Source organism: Propioniciclava soli (genome assembly GCF_014858005.1).
Lineage (GTDB): Bacteria > Actinomycetota > Actinomycetes > Propionibacteriales > Propionibacteriaceae > Propioniciclava > Propioniciclava soli.
This window is the reverse complement of the sequence record NZ_JACYOT010000007.1, coordinates 99463-114351: the sequence shown is the minus strand read 5'-3', so window position 1 is coordinate 114351 and position 14889 is coordinate 99463. Positions and strand designations below refer to the sequence as shown.

At 72.7% G+C, this 14889-nt stretch carries 12 protein-coding genes; 8 read left to right on the top strand and 4 right to left on the bottom strand.

Features of this window, described 5'->3' with window-relative positions:
* Positions 1–417 precede the first annotated feature (417 nt).
* From IFY26_RS09365 to IFY26_RS09350, 4 genes are all read left to right on the top strand, one after another.
* Positions 418–1572: a sensor histidine kinase gene (locus IFY26_RS09365; RefSeq protein ID WP_232548742.1), complete on the top strand. Its 1155-nt coding sequence runs from the start codon at positions 418–420 to the stop codon at positions 1570–1572.
* Between the two features lie 5 nt (positions 1573–1577).
* Positions 1578–2240, top strand: a complete 663-nt coding sequence (locus IFY26_RS09360) for a response regulator transcription factor (protein ID WP_232548741.1) — start codon at positions 1578–1580, stop codon at positions 2238–2240.
* A 61-nt stretch (positions 2241–2301) separates the two neighbouring features.
* Positions 2302–3198, top strand: a complete 897-nt coding sequence (locus IFY26_RS09355; protein WP_232548740.1) for a hypothetical protein — start codon at positions 2302–2304, stop codon at positions 3196–3198.
* Positions 3189–4100, top strand: a complete 912-nt coding sequence (locus tag IFY26_RS09350; RefSeq protein ID WP_232548739.1) for a hypothetical protein — start codon at positions 3189–3191, stop codon at positions 4098–4100. Before IFY26_RS09355 ends, IFY26_RS09350 begins: the two co-directional genes overlap by 10 nt.
* A gap of 17 nt (positions 4101–4117) precedes the next feature.
* Here IFY26_RS09350 and IFY26_RS09345 read toward each other — a convergent pair whose 3' ends face one another.
* Positions 4118–5431 carry a DUF2252 domain-containing protein gene (locus tag IFY26_RS09345; protein WP_232548738.1) on the bottom strand — a complete coding sequence of 438 codons (1314 nt, stop codon included), beginning with the start codon at positions 5429–5431 and terminating at the stop codon, positions 4118–4120.
* Between the two features lie 105 nt (positions 5432–5536).
* Here IFY26_RS09345 and IFY26_RS09340 point away from each other — a divergent pair, with 105 nt between their 5' ends.
* The 3 genes from IFY26_RS09340 to IFY26_RS09330 all read left to right on the top strand — a co-directional run bounded on the left by IFY26_RS09340 (position 5537) and on the right by IFY26_RS09330 (position 10187).
* On the top strand, positions 5537–7180 hold the full coding sequence (locus tag IFY26_RS09340; protein WP_232548737.1) for a gamma-glutamyltransferase family protein: 1644 nt from the start codon (positions 5537–5539) through the stop codon (positions 7178–7180).
* Positions 7181–7303: 123 nt separating this feature from the next.
* Entirely contained in the window at positions 7304–8581 is a 1278-nt protein-coding gene (locus tag IFY26_RS09335; RefSeq protein WP_232548736.1) for an MFS transporter, read from the top strand.
* Between the two features lie 64 nt (positions 8582–8645).
* Positions 8646–10187: a glycoside hydrolase family 43 protein gene (locus tag IFY26_RS09330; RefSeq protein ID WP_232548735.1), complete on the top strand. Its 1542-nt coding sequence runs from the start codon at positions 8646–8648 to the stop codon at positions 10185–10187.
* A gap of 21 nt (positions 10188–10208) precedes the next feature.
* On the opposite strand, the gene IFY26_RS09325 is transcribed toward IFY26_RS09330, so the two are convergent.
* Genes IFY26_RS09325 through IFY26_RS09315 form a run of 3 tightly spaced genes read right to left on the bottom strand, consistent with a single transcriptional unit; the run spans position 10209 to position 13283 of the window.
* Complete coding sequence (locus IFY26_RS09325) at positions 10209–11288, bottom strand: ROK family transcriptional regulator (RefSeq protein WP_232548734.1); 1080 nt, start codon at positions 11286–11288, stop codon at positions 10209–10211.
* Between the two features lie 7 nt (positions 11289–11295).
* Complete coding sequence (locus tag IFY26_RS18180; protein WP_232548733.1) at positions 11296–12507, bottom strand: galactokinase family protein; 1212 nt, start codon at positions 12505–12507, stop codon at positions 11296–11298.
* Positions 12504–13283: a nucleotidyltransferase family protein gene (locus IFY26_RS09315; protein ID WP_269779348.1), complete on the bottom strand. Its 780-nt coding sequence runs from the start codon at positions 13281–13283 to the stop codon at positions 12504–12506. Before IFY26_RS09315 ends, IFY26_RS18180 begins: the two co-directional genes overlap by 4 nt.
* Before the next feature lie 114 nt (positions 13284–13397).
* On the opposite strand from IFY26_RS09315, the gene IFY26_RS09310 reads away from it, so the two are divergent.
* Positions 13398–14828, top strand: a complete 1431-nt coding sequence (locus tag IFY26_RS09310) for a phosphoglucomutase/phosphomannomutase family protein (protein ID WP_232548731.1) — start codon at positions 13398–13400, stop codon at positions 14826–14828.
* Positions 14829–14889 lie beyond the last annotated feature (61 nt).

Genomic DNA, 14889 nt, shown 5'->3' with positions numbered 1-14889 from the left:
GAGGATGGTGGCGGCCGGGGGTCGCGGGGCGTCCCCTGTTCTGGGGCGACAGGACAGGCAACGCCAATCCCGCGACCAACCCGGCCAGTGCGCCCACCGCCCCCAAGGTCCGGGCATCACCGACCCAGAGGCCGATGAGGGCGCCTCCCACGATCCCGGTCACGACCGCTATGACCACGATGAGATCGGGGGCGCTCTTCACCGACTGCTTTGCGCCAGTGCGGGGGGTGGACACGCAGACCACGCTAGGCCATCGTCCGCCGGCGCGCATCGGCAGAAAGTACCCCGCCGGCCGGCACCTAAGTACCACCCACCGCGCGGAAACCACACCCTTCGGGACGGCCCCATCACCACCGGTTGACCACGAGTCCGTTCGCCACAAGTCGGTTCCCGTCAGCGCCGTGAGAGACTGCCGCCATGTCGCAGGAGGCGGGGGGCCGGCGCCGCCTGCCCACGTGGGTGGGGACGCTGGGGTCGGCCGGGGTGCCGGAGTCGCTGGTGGCCCTGGTGCTGCTCAGCCTGTCACTGTTCAGCGCGGGCGCGACGCCGACCGGGCAGCACATCGTCGTCGAGGTGGTGCTGGCCCTGTTCGCCGGGGCGTCCGGCCGCTGGCCTGTCATCGGCGCGCTGGGAACCGGGGCGGCGCTCGTCGTGCTGGTCCTCCTCCACGGCGAGAGCCTGCCCGTGTCCGCCCTCAGCGTCTACATCCCGGTCGTGTCCACGGGGGTGCGCGGGCTGCGGCGTCTGCGCGACCTGTGCGCGATCTGGTACACCGTGTTGCTGGCCGCCCTGTCGTTCCAGATCTCCTTGACCATCGACGATGCCGTGCAGTCCATTCTCGTGCTGGGCGCGCTCATGCTGGGCGCCTGGGGCGCCGGCCGCTCCATCGGCCGGTTGCGGCTGCAGGGCGCCGACGCGGAGGAGCGCCGCCTCGCCTCCCTGCAGGCGCAGCGCCGCAGCATCGCCCGCGACCTCCACGACACGGTCGCCTACGCCACCAGCACGATGATCATGCGCGCGGAGCAGATCAAGCTGCGCTCGGCCGGCGACGCCGAACTCGTCGCCGACCTCGACTTCATCATCGCCACCGGACGCCGCTCCGTCCGCGACCTGCGGGGCATGCTCGAGACCCTGCGCCGCACCGATCCTGCGTTCGACGCCGACACCCACGCCTCGCCGTGGCGGACCATGCCGGTGACGGAGGTGATCGAGTCACGCCGGCGGGAGCTGGCCGGCCACGGTCTGATTCTGTCGACCAGCCTGGAGGCCGACCTGGACGGCCTGCCCGAATCGGTCCGTGAAACCCTGGCGAAGCTCGTCGTGGAGGCCACCTCGAACATGGTCAAGCACGCCGCGCCCGGCCCATGCCGCCTCATCATCGAAACCCACGACGATCTCGTCGAGGCCGTGTTCACCAACCGGCAGCGGACACCCCACGGCGACGGCGCCGAGCGCGGGCTCGGGCTCCTCGGCGCCGCCGAACGCGTGGAGGCTCTCGGCGGCGAACTCGAGGTGACTCCGGTGTCCGGCACGTGGATCCTGCGCGCACAACTGCCGATCGGGGGAGAATGAGGGCCATGACCACCGTCCCCGACGGCATCACGGTGGCGATCGTCGACGATGACGCGATCGTCCGTTCCGCCCTGTCGTCCTACCTGCGGGCCGGTGGGTTCGACATCGTCCACGAACTCACCAATGGTGCCGACGCGGTGTCCGCGATCACTGCGGAACCGGTCGATGTCGTGATCATGGACGTCCGCATGCCCCGCCTCGACGGCATCGGCGCCACCGCCGAACTGCGCCGCCGCCTCCCCGGCACCAAGATCCTCGTCATCACCTCCTTCGACGAGGACGAAGCCGTCCAGGAGGCGCTCCGCGCCGGTGCGAACGGGTTCTTGCTGAAGGACACCTCCCCCGGCGGGCTCGCCGAGGCGGTCCGCGCCGTGATGCGCGGGTCCTCCGTCGTCTCGCCGGGGCCGATGACCCGCCTGGTGCAGCGCCAGCCGAACGGGCGGCGTCCGCAACGCACGGCCGAGGAGGTGGGGCTGAGCCCGCGCGAGCTGCAGATCCTGCGTCTGCTGTGCGACGCCTACTCCAACGGCGAGATCGCCGAGGAGCTACGGGTTTCAGGATCAACGGTGAAATCGCACGTCTCGGCCATCATGCTGAAACTGCAGGTGACCTCGCGGCTCAAGGCCGTCGTCCGCGCCTATGAGTGGGGGCTGGTCGAGCGGCTCTGATCGCGCCGAGTGACGGCAACTTCATCTCGCGTGGAGCGGCAGCACGCGTCACAATGAGGGGGTGAATGCCGAAAATCGCCCCGGGTCGTCGTTCGCGGAGGTGTTGACCGCAGCCGTCCAGTCGCGCGGCCTCTCGCTGGAGCGCTTGCGCTCCCGCCTCGATGAGATGGGCGTGCCCGTGAGCATCGCCACGCTGAGTTATTGGCAGTCGGGGCGCTCACTCCCGACGCGGGCCCGCTCCTACCACACGCTGGTGGCGCTCGAAGACATCCTGGAGCTGCCGTCCGGTCACCTGACGCGCCACACCCACACCGCCGACGGGCGGACCCGTCGGGAGCTGTTCCCCTGGCAGTCGGTGATGCCCGTCGGCGAGCTGGTGACCCAGATCATCGCGGATCTCGGCATCGACATGCAGGGCCAGCTGGCGCGCGTCTCGATGGTGGACCGGCTCACGATCAACGCCGACCGCACCGAGGCCATGCAGGAGGGCCGGATCCTGTGGCGCGCCGACCGCAACGGCCTGCACCGCTGGCCCCTGGTGTTCGAGCAGGACGCCGACGGCGACAGCGGGGTGCCCACCCTGGAGGCCACGTTCGGCTGCCGCGTCGGCGAGGTCGTCGAGGTGCCCGAGCGCCATCTCATCGTCGCCGAGATGCTGGCCCCGCGCGTCGTGCAGCGCGGCGAGCACGTCCTGAGCGAGTACCGCGTGCTCTTCGCCCCCACGTCGGCCCCGTCGTTCCGGCTGACCCGTTCGTCGATGGATCCCGTGCGAACGGTCGCCCTGTGCACCCGGTTCGACCCGCACGAGCTGCCCCGCCGCGTGCGGGGGGGCTACTCGGCGACGATGGGCGCCGAACCGACCGAGTTCACCGACCTCGAGCTCACCGACAACGAGGCGCAGTTCGTGCGCGCCGACACCTCCCCGGGCGTGCACGCCATGACCTGGGAGTGGGACTGACACCGGACGCGGCGGGCGCGCGCGACCCAGCCGCCCAGACCGCGCAGCTCGCCCACGCCGCCCGGCTCATCGAGCTCGCCGACGGCCTGTACGCGGGTGATCCCGCCGACTTCACCGCGGCGCGGGATGCGGCCGCCCGGGCGGCGCGGAGTGCCGGCGACCGTGAGCTGGCCACGGCCCTCCGCGCGCTGCGGCGTCCCACGCTGTCGGCCTGGTACGTCAACGTGGCGGCCCGGGCGTCCCTGGTGTCGCTGCGCGAGTGGCTGACCCTCGGCGAGGAGTTGCGCGGGGCCCAGTCGGCGCTGGACGCCGCACGCGTCCGCGAGCTGTCCGGCCGCCGCTCGGCGCTGGAGGCGCGGGTGATCGCCGACCTCGTGGCCCACCTGGCCGCGCTGGGCCTCACCGCGGCCGCCCCGGCCCTGGACGAGGTGCGCGCCACCCTGCGCGCCGCCCTCGCCGATCCCGACGCCGCCCGAGCGGTCGCCGAGGGCCGCCTGGCCCGGCCGCTGACCTACGGTGGGTTCGGCGAGATCGATCTCTCCGCCGCCCTGGGTGCCCTGGCCGCCGCCGGTGAGACCCCCCGCGCCGAGGACGCTGCGGCGCTGCAGCAGTCGGGACCGCCCGAGCCACTCCCACCCGCTCCCCCGCCCCGGCCCGCTCCCCCGCCACCGGAGCTGGTGCAGGCGCGCGACGACGCCCGAGCAGCGCTCGATCGCGCGACGGCGGGCCTGACCGAGGCCGAGGCCGACGTGCAGCAGACCGAGGCCGACCTCGCCGAGGCCCAGCGGCAGGTGCGGTTGGCGCTGGCCCGCCGGGAGCGGGCCGCCCGCGCCGCCGAGCGGGCCACGCAGGCGCTGGCGTCCGCCGAGGACGCCCTCGCGGCGACGCAGCGCCCGGGCTAGGCCGACCGGGCGGCCGTTCAGGCGTCCGCGACCGGCAGGGCACCCCTGGCCGCGGCGCGCACCAGGGCGGCGTGGTCGGCGACCACCAGGTCGGCGTAGCGGCCGGCGAAGCGGGCGAAGACGCGGTCGAGCCCCTTGCCGCCGCGGGCGCAGACCTCCGCGATGGCGTCCAAACCGGCCGACTGGGCGTGGGCCCGGGCCACGAGCGCGGCGCAGACCCGCGCCGTCGCGGCGATCCCCTCGGCGTCGAGGCGCGACAGGTCGGCCGAGCCCTTGAGTTCGCGGACGTGGCGCCAGTAGTGCTCCCCCGTCGTGTCGGCGACCCAGCCCAGGAAGGGGTCCGGGTGGGCCTGGAGGACGCGTTGGGCGGCGACGACGCGGGCGCCGTCGCCGGTGGGGCATCCCAGGGCGCCCAGGCGCTGCTCCACACCGCCCCACGGGGCGAGCACCGTGGGCGTCGCCCGCCGCAGCTGCAGCAGCAGGGGGTCGCCGTGGTCGTCCTCGAGCAGAACGATGAAACAGCGCTCCCCCACCGACCCGACCCCGACGAGGCGCAGCACGTGGTCGACCACGCGGTGGCCGCTCAGGAGTTGCCGGACGTCCTCCCGCGTGGTGGCGAGGTAGGACTTCCAGAGACGCTCGACATCGGCGAGGGCCAGGTGGTCGGTGTGGCGCGCGAGCGGTCGTTGGTCGACGAGCCGGTGCCGCCCTCCGCTCACCGAGACGGTGAACTTCTCCAGGGTCTGGGCCGACGCCGGCGCCCCGGCCCGCGCGGCGGGGCTGGTGAGGCGGCGGCGCTGGTCCCGGGTGGACGCCAGCCGCTCCAGGTCGCGCTCAGAGATGCGCTGGTGGAACCGGTCGATCGGCGCCATCTGGTGCAGCCGCCGGATCGTCTTGCGGTACGCCCGGGCGGTGACGCGGGCGGCGTCGAGGGCCACCTCCTCGCAGCCGCCGCTGCCCCGCACGGCCAGCACCACGCTCGCCACGAGGCGCTTCACGTCCCACTCCCACGGCGCGAGCCCGCCCTCGTCGAAGTCCTTCAGGTCGAACAGCCACGCCTGCCCGGGGGCAGCGTGGAACCCGAAGTTCGACAGGTGGGCGTCCCCCGAGCTGATCACCGCGGTGCCGCTGGAGGGCGTCCGGGCCAGGTCGGACGCCATCTGGGCCGCGCTGCCCCGGAAGCACGCGAACGGCGATTCGAGCATGCGGGCGGTGCGCAGGCCGGCGAATTCGGGCAGCAGGGTGGCGTGGTGCTCGGCGGCGACCTCGACCGGGTCGAGGCGCCGGCGCGGCAGGGCACCGAGGGCGTCGAGATCGTCGGTCGTGGCCATGACAAGGGATCGTAGACGTGATCAGCCACCCGCCCGTCTGATGTGATGGAGTGAGACCAACGACCGTCCGCGGGCGTCCGCCGCCAGCACCGAGGAGACACTGTTATGGACCTTGAGGCCCTCGCCCTCCCGGGACGCCGGGTGCCGGTGTTCGCTCGCCACGGCGCGGTGTGCACCAGCCAGCCACTCGCCGCGCAAGTGGGGCTGCGGGTGCTGCAGGAGGGCGGCAACGCGGTGGACGCCGCGATCGCCACCGCGGCCGCGCTCACCGTGGTCGAGCCGTGCAGCAACGGGATCGGGTCGGACGCCTTCGCCCTCGTCTGGGACGGCGGGACGCTGCACGGCCTCAACGGCTCGGGCCGGGCACCGGCGGCCGCGGACGCCGGCCGCTTGCGGGACGCGGGCCTCACCGCGATGCCGCGGTTAGGTTGGCCCAGCGTGACCGTGCCGGGTGCGGTGCGGGCGTGGGCCGACCTGCACGGCCGGTTCGGACGCCTCGACTTCGCCGCCCTGCTGGAACCCGCGGCCCGGCTGGCTGAGGAGGGTTTCCCGCTGTCGCCGGTGGTGGCCTGGGCCTGGGGGCGCACCGTCGCCGCCGTGCGGGGGCGGCTGCGCGACGCCGCGGACGCCTCGGCGTCCGGCTTCCTGCCCCATTTCGCCCCGGACGGTTGGGAGCCGCGGGTGGGCGCGCTCTGGCGTTCGGACGCCACCGCCGCCACCCTGCGCGCCATCGGCGCCTCCGGGGGCGAGGCGTTCTACGACGGCGAGCTGGCCGAACGCATCGTGGCGTTCGCGGCCGCCAGCGGCGGCGACCTCGCGGCCACCGACCTGTCCGCCCATCGCTCGGAGTGGGTCACGCCCATCTCGGCGGCCTACCGCGACCACGAGGTGTGGGAGATCCCGCCCAACGGCCAGGGCATCGCAGCCCTGATCGCGCTGCGCGTACTTGAGGGCTTCGACGCCGACGACGTCCTCCCCTTCGCCCCCGGACCCGACGGCGCCCCGCGCCCCGCCGCCTGGCACCGGGCGGTGGAGGCCGTCAAGCTCGCCCTGGCCGACACCCACGCCCTGGTGGCGGACCCCCAGCACGCCGACGTGCCGGTGGCCGAGCTCCTCGGCGACGCCCACGTGAACCGGCGGCGGGCCCTGATCGGCGAGCGGGCGGTGCCGCCGGTCGCGGTCGACCCGCGGGGCTCCGACACGGTCTACCTGTCGGTCGCGGACGGCGAGGGGCAGCTGGTGAGCTTCATCCAGTCCAACTTCGCGGGCTTCGGCTCCCACGTGGTGGTGCCGGGCACCGGCATCTCGCTGCAGAACCGGGGCTGGGGCTTCTCGCTCGAGCCCGGGCACCCCAATGAGCTGGCGCCGGGCAAGCGTCCGTTCCACACGATCATCCCGGGGTTCCTGACCCGCGGCGGCCAGCCCGTGGGCCCGTTCGGCGTCATGGGCGGGCACATGCAGGCCCAGGGGCACGTGCAGGTGGTGCTCGCGACGGTGGACGGCGGCGACGACCCCCAGACCGCGCTCGGCCGGCCCCGCTGGTTCTTCGACGCCGAGACCGGCCGCCTGGAGGTCGAGGCGGCCGCGGGCGAGGCGGTCGTGGCCGACCTCGCGGCGCGCGGTCACGCGGCCCGGGTCGCAGCGAGCGCCGCCACCTTCGGCCGCGGCCAGGCGATCTGGCGGCGCGAGGACGGCACGCTCGTCGCGGCGTCCGAACCGCGGGCCGACGGCTACCCGGCCGCGTGGTGAGCCACTCGTCGCCCGTTGACACCGCCGGATGACCGCGACTAACGTGACACTCGTCGGACTTATACGTCACAGCGTGGTCACAGCAATCGGAGCCGTGACCGGACGTGGTCTTCGAGGATCGTCGTGAGCTCACCTGTTCCTTCCCCCCGTGGGGTCGAATCCCCCGCGGACAACCCCAGCACCTATCTTGAGGGGCCCGCCCGGCAGAAACTGGTGTGGTCGATCCTCATCTCGTCCACGGCGTTGTTCGCGTGCTACTTGGCCGCCGGCTCGGTGCTCCTGCCGATCCAGGTCGAGAACCTCGACCCGGCGAACCGCGAGACGAACCTTGCGATCGTCACCTCGCTCTCCAGCTTCGCCACGCTCTTCGTCCAGCCGATCGTCGGGGCGTTGTCGGACCGGACGCGCAGCAGGCTCGGACGCCGCGCGCCCTGGATGCTCGGCGGTGCCGTGCTGGGCGGCATCATGCTCACCCTCATCCCACACATCGGCGTCAACGTCGCCCTGGTGGCGGTCATGTGGGTGCTCGCCCAGGTTTCGCTGAACTCGGTCCAGGGCCCGATGAGCGCCCTGGTGGCCGACCGCTTGGCGCCCACCTACCGCGGCACGGCGTCGGCCTTCTTCGGTGTCGGCATGACGCTGGGCACCATGGTTGGCGTCGTCGGCGCCGGCTTCATGGTCACCCAGCTCGGCCTGGGCTACGCCGTCTTCGGCATCGCCGTCATCGTCCTCGTCGGCCTGCTCGTGTTCCTGAATCAGGATCAGTCGTCGAAGGGCATGGCGCTGCCCGCCTTCAGCTGGCTCGAGTTCGCCAAGGGCTTCGGACGCCCCTTCCGCAGCGCCGACTTCCGCTGGGCCTTCGCGCAGCGCTTCGTCATGTTCCTCTCTTACATGGGCATCGTCGGGTACATGCTGTACATCCTCACCGGGTACGTGGGCCTCACGACGGAGGAGGCCGGCCCCATCATGGCGCTGCAGCAGATGGTGAACAGTGGCTTCGCCATCGCCGCCACGTTCCTGGCCGGGCCGCTGTCGGACAAGCTCGGCCGCCGCAAGATCTTCGTGTTCGTCGCGCCGTTCTTCGTCGCCGTCGGCTGTGTCTTCCCCATCCTGATGCCGAACGTCATGGGCATCCTGTTCTTGGCCGCCTTCGCCGGCATTGGCTTCGGCGCCTACATGGCCGTGGACGTGGCGCTGGTCGTCGACATCCTCCCCAACCCCGAGGAGGCCGCGAAGGATCTCGGTGTCATCAACATCGCCAACAACGTGCCCCAGATGTTCGCCCCCATCGTCAACGCGGTCCTGATCGCCAACATCGGCTACGTCGCGCTGTTCCCGTGGGCCATCGTGCTCGCGATCTTCGCCGCCTTCCTCGTGTTCCCGATCAAGGGCGTGCGCTGAGCCATCCGACCGTCCCCGCCGCCCACCCGGACCGCGGTGACCCGATCCCGCAAAGGACGTGACCATGGACATCCGCAACCCGATCATCACCGGCTTCCACCCGGACCCCAGCGTCGTGCAGGTGGGTGAGGACTACTACCTCGCCAACTCCACCTTCGAGTACTACCCCGGCATTCCGATCTTCCACTCCACCGACCTGACTCAGTGGGAGCTGATCGGTCACGTCGCGGTGCGCGAGGGCCAGCTCGGCTCGCACGAGGCGCGCACCGGCGGCGGGGCGTGGGCCCCAACCATCCGCCACCACGATGGCCGCTTCTGGCTCGTGATCCCCGACATGATGGGCGGACGCGGCAACGTGCTGTTCACCGCCGAGCGGCCCGAGGGGCCGTGGAGCGACGGCGTCGTCATGGACGTGCTCGGCATCGACCCCGACATCGCGTGGGATGAGGACGGCGTCTGCCACGTCACCATGTCGGGCTTCACCCTGGCCGACGACGGCACGCTGACCCACCAAGGCATTACGCAGGTGCAGCTCGACACGCAGACGGGCGCGGCGCTGTCCGAGCCCAAGCACCTCTGGTCGGGCACCGGGGGGATGTTCCCCGAGGCACCGCACGTCTACCACATCGGCGACTGGTGGTACCTGATGATCGCCGAGGGCGGCACCGAGCGCGGGCACAGCGTCACCATCGCCCGCGGCCCGGCGATCGACGGCCCGTTCGAGCCCTGCCCGCACAACCCGATCGTCACCGCCCGCGGCTCCGACCGCCCCGCGCAGAACACCGGCCACGGTGACCTCGTCCGCACCCCCGACGGCGGCTGGGCCATGGTGCTGCTCGGCACGCGGCCGCGCTCGATGACCCGGGCGTTCGCGCCCATGGGCCGCGAGACGTTCCTCACCCCGGTCACCTGGCAGGACGACTGGCCGCACGCCGAGCCCGTGCACCTCGGGGAACGGCACGATGCGGTGGAGCGGTCGTTCACGTTCCCCAGCGACGCGCCCGCGGCTCTCGACGGTTTCGACCCCGAGATCATCGCCGTGCGACAGTTCCCCCGCGAGGTGGCCGACCTGGCGACCCGGCCGGGCTGGGCGCGGCTGCTGGGCGCCGGGGAGGGCATGGAGGCGTTCCGCCCGGTGTTCCTGGGAGTGCGGCAGTGCACTGAGGGCATGACGGTGGAGGTCACCCTGGACGTCTCCGACGGGGTCGGTGGGCTCAGCATGCGCTTTGATGAGAACTTCCACCTCGACGTGGAGGTCGACGGCTCCGAGGTGACCGCGACGATGGCGGCCAACCTGCTGCGGCAGTCCTGGACGCACACGCGCGCGGACGCCGACCCGGTCGTCCGGCTGCGGATCGTGGCCAAGCCCGCGGCGTCCGGCCAGCTGGGCGTGACCGTGGGCTGCGACCTGCTCCGCGCCGAGGTGTTCGACGGCGGGGAGTGGGTGGGCGTGGGCCGGACCGACGGCCGGTACCTCTCCAGCGATGTCGCCGAGTCCTTCACCGGGCGCGTCGTCGGGCCCTATGCCCGCAGCGGCACCGTCTACGTCGAGCGCATCGACTACGCCGGGCGCGACATCGAGCGCGGCGCCCTGCAGGAGCACTGACCGGTTCGGTCGGTGAGGGGCTCAGGGCCGGGCTGCCGCGAGAAAGCCCTCCTGGGTGAGCGCCGCGACGCCGTCGGGCGCGTGCAGCAGCACGGCGAACACCCGTCGGCGGGCCAACAGACACGCGCCGGTCGCCGCGGCGAACTGGTCGAGTGCGGACGCCACCACCTCCGGTGGCGACTGGAGCCGCGACGCGAGCGCCGCACCGAAACCCGGCAGGCTCGGCGCGAACACCGACGCTGGCGCGCCGCCGACCACCACGAGGCTGGGGTCGACGAGGCCGACGGCGTAGGCGATCTGCGGCGTGATGCCGGCCAGGAAGGCGCGGGCTGTCTCGGGAGCCGCGGCGTGGTCGCTGCTCGTGGCGGGCAGCAGCTCGTTGAGCGACAATTCGCCCGCGCTGCCGTGGGCACCGACGTACAGCTGCCCGTCCAGCAGGAGGGCGATCGACGGGCGGCGGCCCAGGCTGACGAGCATCACGTCGCGGACGCCCCGGGCAGCGCCCGACTCGTGCTCGGCCCACAGGGCCGACCGGGTGTCGTGGCAGGTGAGGACGTCGCCGGGCAGCACGTCGGCGAAAACCTCCGCCGGCCGGCTGTTCGCCAGATGGCCGAGCGCCAGGGATCGCACCAGCGTGCCGTCCGCCCCCAGGGCGCCGGAGACGGCCAGGCCGGTCGTCCACACGCGCTCCACCGGGACGCCGACCAGCAGCTCGGCGATCACCGCGCGCGTGCCGTCGACGTCACCCGGCGGCACGGCGGCCTCCCCCACCACCTGCACCTGCCCCGCGAGATCGGCGCTCACCACGCGCACCGCGTGGCCGCCGAGGTCCACCCCGAGCACGACCGCGTCGGGGGTCGCGAGCTGATAGGTGCGGGCCGGACGCCCCAGGCCGGCCGGGGCGGGGTCGCGCGCGGCGATCCACCCCTTCGCGCCGAGGGTGCCCAGCACGGCGCGTACCGACGCGGGCGTGAGGCCCGTGGCGGCAGCCGTGTCGGAGACGCGGTGCGGTTGACCGTCGGTGAACGTGGCGACGACGACCCGCTCGTTCCACTGGCGCACCGAGGAGGGATCGGCGCTGGCCGGCGGGTGGTCGCTCACCGGGGCATCATGCCACGGTCCAACCCGCCACCGGCCGGGCCCGAGCGGAGGGCTCCGTGACCAGCACGCTGGCCCCGTCCGCGTGCTGCGGGAAGGCCGCGAGGTAACGCTCGAACCACGTGGCGGCGAAGGCGTCCGCGTCCTCGGCGTCGACCAGGGCCCAGACGCTGCCCCCGTACCCGGCGCCGAAGGCGGACGCGGCGTGCGCGCCGAGCTCGCGCGCGGACCCGGCCAATCGACGCGTCTCGGGGATCTGGTTGCCCAGGCCGGCGTCGGCGCCCTGTTGGGAGGCGTCCACGAGCTCACCGAAGCGCGTCAGGTCGCCCCGGGCCAGGGCCTCGGCGGCCGCCGGAATGAGGTCCTCCGACTCGGTGAGGAACTGCTGCAGCCGGCGGGTCAGCTCAGCGTCGTCGCGCACCAGGGCGGTGAGGCGGGCGCGGGCGTCCGGCACCGCGTGCAGCGCCGAGCCGAGGTTGGCGTCCTCGCGTCCGGTCGCGCCGTTCCAGGCCTGCGTGAGCGCCCGTGCCAGCTCCGAGGAGCGGTTGTAGTGCTCCAGCGCCGAGCCGGTCTTCTCCGCGAGGACGCCGCTCATGACGACGACGAAGCGCAGCGACGGGTCGAGCGGGATGCTCCGCTCCCGCACGGGCACCAGCCCGGCAAAGTCGAACAGGCCGAGCGTGCCGGGCTGCGAACAGATCATGGCCGTGTGGTCCTCCGAACCGCCCCGGGTGCCCACGCCGCGCAGGCCGGTGAGCGGGCCGAAACCCGAGCCGTTCTCCACGCAGGCGAGGTAGGTGGCGAGGGCCTCGTCAGAGGTCAGGGTGGCGGCCCAGGCGTCCGTGGCCGGGAAGCCGTTGTGGTGGGCGAGCGCGAGCGCGGTGGCCACGATCATCGCCGACGAGCTGCTCATGCCGCTGGCGAGCGGCAACGTGGCGTCAATGGCCACGTGCCCGCCCCGGACCGGGCCGAAATTGTGCTCCAGGCGTCCCACGACGGTGCGCAGGTAGTGGCCCCAGTGCCCGGCGGGCAGTGAGGCGCCGTCGCGCAGGTCGACCTCGCCGGGCAGGGAGCCGCTCGTGGCCGTCAGGGCCCGACCCGGCCCGTCGGTCACGGTGGCCGTCACGCCCCGATCGAGCGCCATGACCAGGCAACGCCCGCCGGCGTAGTCGGTGTGCTTGCCCAGCACCTCGATGCGGCCGGGGGAGAACCAGGCCGTCACAGCACCGGCTCCCGGCCGGCCAGCGCCGCCGCCACGGCGGCGACATCCCCCCGCTGGGAGAGGTCGAGGACGCCGGCATCGCTCTCGATGACGGCGAAGGGTTCGCCGGCGGCGAGTGCCCCGCGGACGGCGTCGGTGAGCTCGTACTCCCCGCGCGAGGAGGGCTGGACGGCCGCCGCGTGATCGAAGATCGACGGCGCGAACGCGTAGCAGTTCATGCTGACGCGTGCATCGCCGAGGCGGGCCAGCGTCGCGTCATCGGGTTTCTCGACGATGTCGACGAGCTGACCGTCGCGCGCCTCGATGAGCGCAAACGCGCGCACCCGCTGGGCGGGGATGTTGCCGCGTTCGGTCAGACCCCGGGGGTCGAAGCCGACCAGGCCGTGGCCCGGCGTCCGCCGCAGGGCGGCCAGCGCCTCGGTCGGGTAGTGATTGTCGGAGTTCAACAACAGGAACTGCCGGTCACCCACCGCCTCGCGGGCGGCGAGGAGGGCGTCCGCCGTGCCGAGGGGACGCTCCTGGACGGCGAAACGGATCTCGGTGCGGTGGCGCGGGAGTTCGCCGTAGTAGCGCCGGATCTCCTCGTGCTCGGGGCCGATGACGAGGACGACGTCGCTGATCCCGGCGTCGGCGGCGGCGCCGATGACGTGGTCGAGGAAGGGGCGTCCGACGTCGATCATGCTCTTCAGGCCGCGGTCGGCCATGCCGGACTGGGCTGAGCTGAGCTCGACGCCGGCGGCCTCCTTGCGCATCCGGGTGCCGAGGCCGCGCGCCATGAACACCGCGGTCGTGAGGTCAGTCTGTGCGTTCTCCACCCCCCCATCGTAGGGCGCCTGACCCATTTTGGATAGACTCTTTCCAAAGTGGCGCGCCGCCGTTAGGCTGGGGCCATGACCGACTCAGGCACGATCCACTTCGGCACCGGCGGGTGGCGCGAGATCATCGGCGACGGCTTCACCCGGGCCAACGTCCGACGCATCACCCAGGCCCTGTGCGATCGCATGGCGGCCGAGGGGGTGGACGAATCGGGCGTGGTGGTCGGCCACGACCGGCGGTTCCTGTCACTCGAGGCGTCCCGCTGGGTCGTGGAGGTGCTGCTCGGCAACGGCATCCCCGTCACCCTGATCGAACGCCCGGCCCCCACGCCCATGTTCATGTGGACGGTCCGCAACCTCGGCTGCGCCTACGGCCTGGCGGTGACGGCGAGCCACAACCCGGCGCTCTACAACGGCATCAAGGTGTTCACCGAAGGCGGCCGCGACGCCGAGGTGGCCGTCACCGACGCGATCGCCGCCCGGGCCAACGCGCTCGGCGAGGCCGACATCGTCGCCGTGGCCCCGGAGGCCGTGGCCGACCATCCGCTGCTCACCGTGCAGATGTCCCTCAACTGGTACCTGGACGCCATCATCGAGAAGCTGGACATGGAGACCATCCGGCACCGGCACCTCCACATCGTGCTGGACCCGATGTTCGGCGTCGCCCAGACCAGCCTGCAGACCGTCCTGATGACCGCCCGCTGCCAGGTGGACGTCATCAACGACCGCCACGACGCCCTGTTCGGCGGACGCATGCCCTCCCCCACCGCCGCCACGCTGGAGCCGCTCAAGCAGGCCGTGCTGGAGCGCAAGGCCGATCTCGGCATCGCCACCGACGGGGACGCAGACCGCCTCGGCATCATCGACGACACGGGGGCGTTCCTGCACCCCAACCAGATCCTGGTGCTGCTGTACCACTACCTGCTCACCACCAAGGGCTGGCACGGGCCGGCGGTGCGCAACATGTCGACCACCCACCTGCTCGACCGGGTCGCGCAGGCCCACGGCGAGGTGTGCCACGAAGTGCCGGTGGGCTTCAAGTGGATCTCCGCGAAGATGGACGAGACGGACGCGGTGATCGGCGGCGAGTCCTCCGGCGGCCTGACCGTCCGCGGTCACATCGCCGGCAAGGACGGCGTCTACGCCGGGAGCCTCTTGGTGGAGATGGTGGCGGCGTCCGGCAAGAAGCTGTCGGAACTCTACGCCGACATCCTGGCCACCTACGGCCGGCTCGAGATGGTCGAGGCGGCCTACTCCTTCGCCGGGGAGCGCAAGGCCGAGCTCGAGCACCGCCTCTTCACCGACCACGATCTGCCCGACTTCGGCCATGCGATCAGCCGCGTGCGCTGGGACGACGGGTGCAAGGTCTACTTCGCCAATGACGGCTGGGTAACGATCCGCTTCTCGGGCACCGAGCCCGTGCTGCGGGTCTTCTGCGAGATGCCGACCCTGGCCGAGGCCGAGCAGGTCAGCGCGCTGGTGGCGGGTCGTCTCGGGCTCACGTGATGCACGCCACCGCGTGGATTCCGCGCGGCGGGGTCACCGTCCGCCCCCGTTTGCTTGCGGG

Coding starts and splice junctions, on each gene's coding strand:
- IFY26_RS09330 (WP_232548735.1), top strand. CDS start 8,646: ATGGACATCCGCAACCCGATCATCACCGGCTTCCACCCGGACCCCAGC.
- IFY26_RS09310 (WP_232548731.1), top strand. CDS start 13,398: ATGACCGACTCAGGCACGATCCACTTCGGCACCGGCGGGTGGCGCGAG.
- IFY26_RS09340 (WP_232548737.1), top strand. CDS start 5,537: ATGGACCTTGAGGCCCTCGCCCTCCCGGGACGCCGGGTGCCGGTGTTC.
- IFY26_RS09315 (WP_269779348.1), bottom strand. CDS start 13,283: ATGGCGCGCGGCCTCGGCACCCGGATGCGCAAGGAGGCCGCCGGCGTC.
- IFY26_RS09365 (WP_232548742.1), top strand. CDS start 418: ATGTCGCAGGAGGCGGGGGGCCGGCGCCGCCTGCCCACGTGGGTGGGG.
- IFY26_RS09360 (WP_232548741.1), top strand. CDS start 1,578: ATGACCACCGTCCCCGACGGCATCACGGTGGCGATCGTCGACGATGAC.
- IFY26_RS09345 (WP_232548738.1), bottom strand. CDS start 5,431: ATGGCCACGACCGACGATCTCGACGCCCTCGGTGCCCTGCCGCGCCGG.